Annotated in this window: 5 protein-coding genes and 1 pseudogene; 4 read left to right on the top strand and 2 right to left on the bottom strand. The window is 65.5% G+C overall.

Going from position 1 to position 7,149, the window contains the following annotated elements; all coding sequences use genetic code 11:
* The 3 genes from IC50_RS06715 to IC50_RS06705 form a co-directional block, all read left to right on the top strand.
* Nucleotides 1-929, top strand: a 929-nt coding sequence (locus IC50_RS06715; RefSeq protein ID WP_035702094.1) for a polysaccharide deacetylase family protein, incomplete at its 5' end; no start/stop codon positions are given.
* A gap of 7 nt (nt 930-936) precedes the next feature.
* Complete coding sequence (locus IC50_RS06710; RefSeq protein WP_035702092.1) at nt 937-1,488, top strand: dihydrofolate reductase; 552 nt, start codon at nt 937-939, stop codon at nt 1,486-1,488.
* 442 nt (nt 1,489-1,930) lie between these two features.
* Complete coding sequence (locus IC50_RS06705) at nt 1,931-3,046, top strand: helix-turn-helix domain-containing protein (protein ID WP_050990924.1); 1,116 nt, start codon at nt 1,931-1,933, stop codon at nt 3,044-3,046.
* 3 nt (nt 3,047-3,049) lie between these two features.
* On the opposite strand, the gene IC50_RS06700 is transcribed toward IC50_RS06705, so the two are convergent.
* Entirely contained in the window at nt 3,050-3,502 is a 453-nt protein-coding gene (locus IC50_RS06700) for a DoxX family membrane protein (RefSeq protein WP_035702089.1), read from the bottom strand.
* A 325-nt stretch (nt 3,503-3,827) separates the two neighbouring features.
* Complete coding sequence (locus IC50_RS06695; protein ID WP_035702087.1) at nt 3,828-6,137, bottom strand: NADP-dependent malic enzyme; 2,310 nt, start codon at nt 6,135-6,137, stop codon at nt 3,828-3,830.
* A 248-nt stretch (nt 6,138-6,385) separates the two neighbouring features.
* Here IC50_RS06695 and IC50_RS42390 point away from each other — a divergent pair.
* Nucleotides 6,386-7,149: pseudogene (locus tag IC50_RS42390) on the top strand (hypothetical protein); the annotation flags it as partial.

Below are 7,149 nucleotides of genomic sequence, written 5' to 3'. Positions count from 1 at the left end.
CCGCGGCGCAAGCCGCACCGGCGACGCCAGTCGCGTCGGCGCCCGCGACGGCTCCGGCCGCCGCTCCCGCTACGGGCGCCGCGCCGGCGGGGTTCGTCAATCCGCCTCCGCCCAAGCAGCCGCCGCAGCCGGCGCGCGCGGCCTGCAACACGCCCGGCGCGCTCGGTGTCGCCCGCACCGTCGAGATTGACACCACGGGCGGTCCCGGCTTCGGATTCGAGCATTTCAAGGAGCTCGACTTCCTGCGCGACCACGAGGTGGTGCTGACCTTCGACGACGGCCCCTGGCCGCGCAACACGCCCGCGGTGCTGAAGGCGCTCGCCGACGAATGCACCACCGGCATCTTCTTCTCCATCGGCAAGCACGCGACCTATGAGCCGGAGATCCTGAAGCAGGTCTACGCGGCCGGCCATACCGTCGGCGCCCACACTTGGTCGCACGCCAACCTCAACAACAAGAAGCTTAGCGAGGCGCAGCGCAAGGACGAGATCGAGAAGGGCTTCAGCGCCGTGAGATGGGCGCTCGGCGGCATCTCGCCCTCGCCGTTCTTCCGCTTCCCGGCGCTCCAGCATCCGCCGGAGATGGTCACCTATCTCGGCAACCGCAATGTCGCGATCTTCTCCTGCGACATCGACTCGTTCGACTTCAAGGCCTCTAAGCCCGAGAAGGTGATCGAGACCGTGATGAAGAAGCTCGAGACCAAGGGCAAGGGCATCATCCTGATGCACGACTTCCAGAAGCACACCGCGGAGGCTTTGCCCGAGCTGCTCAAGCGGCTGAAGGCCGGCGGCTACAAGGTGGTGGCGATGCGCGCCAAGTTCCCGGCATCGACGCTTCCGGAATACGACCAGGAACTGCTCAAGGACATCAAGCTGCCGACGGTCAGCCAGCGCCCGGTCAATTCCGTGGTGACGACCGTTTCCGAATAGAAGGCAATTGTCTTTCCGTATCGAAGGCTACGTCATCGTCTCGGCGGACGGTATGCTTGCCGACGCCGGTCGCGTCATGCCCGACAACCTGAAGTTCGAAGGCGACAAGCTGTTCTTCGAGCAGGCGCTCGACCGCGCCGCGCTGATCGTGCATGGCCGGCACTCGCACGAGCAGCAGCCGAATTCGCCGAAGCGCAAGCGGCTGATCCTGACCCGCAAGATCAAGGACCTCACCGTCGATCCGGAGATGCCGAATGCGACGCTGTGGAATCCGGAGCACGCGAGCTTCGAGGCGGCCTGCGCCTTCGCGGATGTCGCCTCCGGCATGATTGCCGTCATCGGCGGTCCCGCGGTGTTCGACCTGTTCATGGAGCGCTACGACACGTTCTGGCTGTCGGAGGCTCCGCATGTGCGGCTGCCCGGCGGCGAAGGCTGTTTTGTCGGCGTGCCCCAGCGGACGCCGCACGAGGTGCTGGCTTCGCACGGGATGAAACCGGGCACGCCGTACCTGCTCGACGCGGCGCACGAGGTGACCGTGACCCCATGGCGGCCGGGTTAGCCTGTCGGCATTGCCGATCTCGCTCGCACCGGGGGGCTCCGATTCAAAATTGGAAAAACAACCCCATGCAAAGTACCGGCAACAAGATACCATTGGGTATCCTGCAGTTCAGCAATCCAAAATTGGTCCCGCCGCCGGCCAGCGCAAAGCCGGCTAGCATATTTGCCGAGACCCGATAATCGGCCCCGACGGCGGTCGTGGCGCTATAGCCAACGTCTGTGGCGCTGCGTCAATACGAGCCGGCCATTCCGAAACACCGCATCAACAGACTGAGACAAAAGCGCAAGAACGGACGGCTTGGGATCGAGGCTGCGGCCTGCGGGCGGGAGGATTCGTACACGAACGAACCCTTCGCCGGATATCAACCTACAGCCGGGTATGATTGGCCCGGCTTCGCCCTTCCCCGCTCCTTAACGACGATCGAGACGCGACCACGGCCACCATGACCGACGACGGTACGACGACAGGTCCGACAAACGCCTCCGGACTGACTGATGATGCAGCCCCGATCTCGTCCTTGCTGCCGGCATTCGGCTTCACGGCCGATCAGATGGAGACGGATGCGAACGTCGCCGCCTGGCGGGAGGCTGTCGCCACGCTGTTCGAGGTCGACGAGCTTGCCGCCGACGAACCGGGCCCGTTTCGCGCCGACATCAGCTCTTACGCCATGGGGCCGGTGCTGATCGGGCTGAGCCGCGCCAGCGGCCAGCGTTTCCGCCGCACACCTGAAACGATCGCGCGCAGCGGCGTCGACCACATCATCCTCCAGCTCTATCTGAGGGGTGGCTATGACGGCGTCGCGGGCACCCGGCCCATGCGGGTGCGCGCGGGCGACATCTGCCTGTTCGACCTCGCCCAGACGCTGGAGACCAAGGCGACGGCTTTCGAGAATGTCACGCTGGTCGTGCCGCGCCCGATGTTCGGCACCCATCTGTTGCGGGTCGACGATTTGCACGGGCTGGTCCTGCCGGGCAGCAGCGTGATCGCAAGGCTCCTGGCAGGACATCTCACCGCGCTGTTCGAATTTGCACCGCGCATGACGCTCGACGAATGCCAATCGGTGGCCGAGGGCACGGTTTCGCTGCTGGCCGCCTGCCTGCGCAACGAGCTCGAGCGTGGCGACGCTGATGCCGACCATGCCGTCGCCGCGAGCCCGCCCTTGATGCGGATCCGCCAATATATCGAGGCCGGCCTTGCCAGCGGGGATCTGTCGGCCAATTCGATCGCGGCCCATTTCGGCCTGTCCCGGGCCTCACTGTACCGGCTGTTCGCACCCGTCGGCGGCATCGCCGACTACATCCGCAGCCGGCGGCTGCATCGCGCCTTTTTCGATCTCGCCAATTCGGGCGCGCGTGGTCCGCGGATCAGCGAGGTCGCGCGGCGCTGGCAGCTCGGCACCGACGCGCATTTCACGCGCTCGTTCAAGGCGGCCTATGGCATCACGCCCCGCGCCGCGCGCGAGGCCGCATTGCTCGGCCTGCAGCGCGGCACCGATGCAACGAGCAGCGCGACGATTTCCCGCTGGATGCGCGAGATTGCGCCGCCGAGAGCGGATTGACCGCTACACGTCGCCGTAGGCCGCCTCGGCCGGACGCGTGGTGCGGCCGTAGCCGATGATCATGCAGAGCGCACCGATGATCGACAGGTTCTTGAGCGCGTCGACCAGCATCTTGGCGTTGTCGGGAGCCGCCATGTTCCAGAAGTCGTAGAACAGGACGGTCGCGACGGCAACGTAGACGATCAGCAGCATCGCGAAGAAACGCGCGCCGAAATTCAGCGCGATCATCAGCCCTGCGATGACCTCGAGCCCGCCGACCGCGATCGCCAAGAGCTGCGGCGTGGTCATGGCCGTCGCCGTCTCGACCTGCCTGGCGTAAGGCGCGATGACGTCGGGCACCACGACCCTGGTAGCGATGAAGTCGGCGGTCGCCTGGATGGCAAAGAGCTTGGTCGCGCCCGTGTAGATGAACAGCACGGCGAACAGGATTCGCCCGAAAGTCACGAACGCAGGCATGATCGGCCTCTTGGCAAGCTCAAAGCGTGGGACGCGTCGGCGGATTATGAAGAGTCGTGCGCCGGTTTACAAACGTGGAAATGGAGAACCGCGAGGAATTCAAAGTTGGCGGCGCAGCGGTGACGTGGCGCTCCCTAGCGGAATCGAACCGACCGCGCAAAGTTCGGCTACCGCTCTATCGGCGTCATGGCCGGGCTTGTCCTGGCTTGTCCCGGCCATCCACGACCTGCTCCACGGCGCGAAGATCGTAGATGCCCGGGACAAGCCCGGGCATGACGAGTTCGCGGAGCGCGCTGTCCCAAAATGCCTGGAAAACGGGAAGCAGCTACGTGAACAACGTCGGCTGCTGCCGCGAGGCGCGCTCCTGCGCTTCCACGACTGCAACGGCCGTCATGTTCAGGATGCCGCGCGCCGTCACCGATGGCGTCAGGATATGCGCGGGGCGCGCCGGGCCGACCAGGATCGGGCCGACGGGCAGCGCGTCCGCCAGCGACTTGATCATCTGATAGGCGACATTGGCGGTGTCCAGCGTCGGCATGATCAGGATGTTGGCCTCGCCCTCCAGCTTGGAGTGCGGCAGCACCATTTTTCGCGCAGCGGCGGAGAGTGCGGTGTCGCCCTGCATTTCGCCGTCGGCCTCGATCTCCGGATGCTTGTCCTTCAACAGCTGGGTCGCCAGCCGCATCTTGCGCGAGGAGTCGGTGTCGTAGCTGCCGAAATCCGAATGCGAGACGAAGGCGATCTTCGGCTTGATGTTGAAGCGCTGCACGTGGACCGCGGCGAGCGAGGCGATCTCGGCAAGCTCCTCCGCGCTCGGGTTGGGCCGAACCTGCGTGTCGGCGATGAAGAAAGCACCCTTGCTGGTGATCAGCAGCGCAAGCGCCGCGTAGTCGCTGATCCCAGGCGAGAAGCCGACGATCTCGCGGACATGACGCAGATGGCTCATGTAGCGGCCCTCGACGCCGCAAAGCATGGCATCCGCCTCGCCGCGCGTCACCGCGAGCGCGGCGATCACCGTGTTGTTGGTGCGCACCACCGTGCGGGCTGCATCCGGCGTGACGCCGCGGCGGCCGGCAACCTCGACATAGGACTGCACATAGGAGCGGTAGCGCGGATCGTCCTCGGGATTGACCAGGTCGAAGTCCTTGCCGGCGCGGATCGAGAGGCCGAACCGCTTGATGCGCGCCTCCACGACCGAAGGACGGCCGACCAGGATCGGCCGCGCCAGGTTCTCCTCCAGCACCACCTGCGTGGCGCGCAGCACGCGCTCGTCCTCGCCTTCGGCATAGATCACGCGCACCGGCTGGGTCTTGGCCTTGGCGAACATCGGCTTCATGACGAGGCCGGAGCGGAAGGCGAAGCGCTCGAGCAGCGCGGTGTATTCGTCGAAATTGGTGATGGGTCGCGTTGCGACGCCTGATTCCATCGCCGCTTTCGCCACGGCCGGCGCGATGCGCAGGATCAACCTGGGATCAAAGGGGCTCGGGATCAGCGAGCCCGGACCGAAGCCTTGCGTCTCGCCGGTGTCGAAGCCCTGCGCGACGGCGTCCGACGGCGCCTCGCGCGCGAGCTGCGCGATGGCCTCGACGGCGGCGTGCTTCATCTCCTCGTTGATCGCGGTGGCGCCGACGTCGAGCGCGCCGCGGAAGATGAAGGGAAAGCAGAGGACGTTGTTGACCTGGTTCGGGAAGTCGGAGCGGCCGGTGCAGATCATGGCGTCGGGGCGCGCCTTGCGCGCCTCTTCCGGCATGATCTCCGGCACGGGATTGGCGAGCGCCATGATCAGCGGCTGGTCGCCCATGGCCTTGGCCATCTCGGGCTTGAGCACGCCGGGTGCCGAGAGGCCGATGAAGATGTCGGCGCCGCCGATGACGTCGGCGAGCGTGCGCTTGTCGGTCTTCTGGGCATAGACCGCCTTCCAGCGGTCCATCGAGGTGTTGCGCCCCTCGTGCACGAGCCCGTCGATGTCGCAGACCCAGATGTTCTTGCGCTGCGCGCCCATCGAGACGAGCAGGTTCAGCGTTGCGAGCGCAGCGGCCCCTGCCCCCGAGGCCACGATCTTGACGTCGGACAGCTTCTTGCCGTTCAGCCTGAGGCCGTTGGTGATGGCGGCGGCGACGATGATGGCGGTGCCGTGCTGGTCGTCATGGAAGACCGGGATCTTCATGCGCTCCTTCAAGCGCGTCTCGATCTCGAAACATTCCGGTCCGCGGATGTCCTCCAGATTGATGCCGCCGAAGGTCGGCTCGAGCGCCGCAACCGTCTCGACCACGCGGTCGATGGTATCGGCGGCGATCTCGATGTCGAACACGTCGATGCCGGCGAACTTCTTGAACAGGACCGCCTTGCCTTCCATCACCGGCTTGGAGGCCAGCGGGCCGATATTGCCGAGGCCGAGCACCGCGGTGCCGTTGGAGACCACCGCGACCAGATTGGCGCGGGTGGTGAGCGTGGCCGCCTCGGCCGGGTTCTTGGCGATCTCGGTGCAGGCCGCGGCAACGCCCGGAGAATAGGCCAGCGCGAGGTCGCGCTGATTGGCAAGCGGCTTGCTTGCCTGGATCTCAAGCTTTCCGGGGCGCGGCAGACGATGATAGGCCAGCGCCGCCTGGTGGAGATCATCAGAATAGGACGACATGCGCAGTCTTGCCTCGCGTTACCGGCATCAAAATGCATGCTCCGGAGCTGCCGCCCAAGCGGAACGGTATTTCCGGGTCATGAAAACGGGATGAAGCACGCCGGGTGCCCCGGTGGCAACATCCGATTGCTGCCCCATCAACAGGGCGCGCGGTCAAATATTTGAAAACCATAGCTTTCCCTGGACCGCGCCACGTTTCGCGAATATGGCAGGTTGCACGGTTCAGAACGAGCAACTGGGGCAACGGCATGAAGCGAATCCTGATCGGCCTGATCATGGCAGCCGCGCTCGGCGCGGGCGGATGGTTCGGCTTCGATCTCTACGTCCAGCACCGGGCGACCAGCAAGGTCGAGGCGGTCTTCGAGCAGATGCGTGCAGGCGGCGGCAAGGCGAGCCACGGCAAGATCGGGTTCGCGCTCGCGACCCGGACGCTGACGATCGAGGACGTCGTGATTGCGCCCGGAAAGGAGCCGCAGGCGCAAATCAGGATCGCGGGCATCAAGGGTACGGGCGTTCGCCAGATCGACGAGACCAGATTTTCGGCCGACAGCATCGACATCACCGGGCTCGAGGTCGCGCTGGACCAGCTCGGCCCGACCAGGCTGAAGGTCGCGTACAGGATCCCGCAACTGACGATGCGCGACTATGCCGGTCCCGTTCACGCCATGAATGCGCCGACGGACGGCTCCCTGATCGACATATACCGCTACGCACTCAATCAATATGCGAGCGTCACCGCATCGTCGCTTGCGGCCCCGACCCTGACGATAACCTTCGATTCCGGCGCGGCCGCCGGCAGCGGCGAGATCACCTATGCCGGGCTCGCGATCCAGAATCTGAAGCACGGCAAGATCGACGCGATGAAGGCGGACCGCGCCGCCATCTCGATCGACGTGAAGCAGCCGGGCAAGCCGGACAAGCTGACGGGCGAACTCTCCAGCATCATCATCAACGATTTCGACGCGACCGCGATCCTCGCCGCGCTCGATCCGCAGACGACCAGCGACGACAG

This window comes from Bradyrhizobium genomosp. I (2014) (genome assembly GCF_000261685.1).
Lineage (GTDB): Bacteria > Pseudomonadota > Alphaproteobacteria > Rhizobiales > Xanthobacteraceae > Bradyrhizobium.
The sequence above is the reverse complement of the archived record's forward strand: the minus strand, read 5'-3'. Positions and strand labels throughout refer to the sequence as shown.